The sequence below is a fragment of the Bacillus sp. V3B genome (assembly GCF_024494465.1).
In the GTDB taxonomy this organism is placed as follows: Bacteria; Bacillota; Bacilli; order Bacillales; family Cytobacillaceae; genus Bacillus_BD.
Window position 1 is genome coordinate 1 of sequence record NZ_JAETXM010000082.1, and the last position, 646, is coordinate 646.

The following is a 646-nucleotide window of genomic DNA, read 5'->3' on the forward strand; positions in this document are numbered from 1 at the left end:
TCACAACAGCTGCGATCGTTGCTGCATTCGGGAACTTAGCAAGTGCTGAAATGGTGAAAGGCCTTGAATATATTATAGCTGTATTTACGGCAAGCATCACAATGGTCATTTTAACAACATTAGCAAACAAACTCCATATGAGATGGTTAAGTGAATGGTCACTTGGAATTGCCATCCTTTCTAGTTTAGTTGTAGGTTATTTTATCATTTAATGACAGGGAGGTAAAACCATGATTGTAAACGTAAAAAGTGAGACAAAAGTTAGAAATACTAGTGGTTCTGCGATGGAACAATTTCATATAAAGTCCCACTTCTGGGGGCGGTTAACAGTATGGGCGGCTATTATATTAAGCGTATCGTTACCGATAGTTCTTTCGTTCGTTCTCGGATATCACCCTGGTTGGAATGTTATTCTTAGTGGATTTCTTGCATATGCAGGAATTATTGCTGTGGTCTGGGTACTTGAACCAATCATGTATTACCCAATTTTAGGTGTATCAGGCACTTATATAAGTTTTCTAACAGGTAATATAGGAAATATGTGTTTACCATCTGCAGCCGCTGCACAAAATGCAATTGGAGCACAACCTGGTACAGAGAAAGGAGAGATCACTGCGACTCTTGCGATAGGTGCTGCATCATTAAT

At 39.3% G+C, this 646-nt stretch carries 1 protein-coding gene and 1 pseudogene; both read left to right on the plus strand.

Annotated elements, in window-relative coordinates; genetic code table 11:
• A partial coding sequence (locus tag JMM81_RS22675) for a DUF5058 family protein (RefSeq protein ID WP_256243818.1) occupies positions 1–212 on the plus strand: 212 nt, incomplete at its 5' end.
• A gap of 18 nt (positions 213–230) precedes the next feature.
• Positions 231–646, plus strand: a pseudogene (locus JMM81_RS22680) (small-conductance mechanosensitive channel); the annotation flags it as partial.